The sequence below is a fragment of the Klebsiella sp. K47 genome (genome assembly GCF_051858335.1).
In the GTDB taxonomy this organism is placed as follows: Bacteria; Pseudomonadota; Gammaproteobacteria; order Enterobacterales; family Enterobacteriaceae; genus Klebsiella; species Klebsiella pneumoniae.
Genome location: NZ_JBPYUI010000535.1, coordinates 1 through 215, shown reverse-complemented (window position 1 = coordinate 215; position 215 = coordinate 1). Strand labels below are relative to the sequence as shown.

The 215-nt window shown below is 74.4% G+C and carries 1 protein-coding gene; it reads right to left on the bottom strand.

Annotated features, from left to right (window positions below; genetic code table 11):
• On the bottom strand, positions 1-215 hold a 215-nt coding region (locus tag RRF55_RS29120), incomplete at both ends, for a hypothetical protein (RefSeq protein ID WP_439419468.1).

The following is a 215-nucleotide window of genomic DNA, read 5'->3' as shown; positions in this document are numbered from 1 at the left end:
GCGCGCAGGGTGCCGCTCACCGGCGTGCCGCCCGCCGCCACGGGCAGGCGCAGCTGCCCTTGTTCGCTGAAATAGGTGTAGCGGTAGTCTCCGGCGAAACTGCGGCCGTGGCCTTCGCGGGCATCGACCGAGCGCAGCGGGCCCTGCGTCCGCGCCCCGTCCGCCAGGACCACCCGTGCCGCGCGCGGGCCGATCTGCGGTTGCTCGAAGTCCGA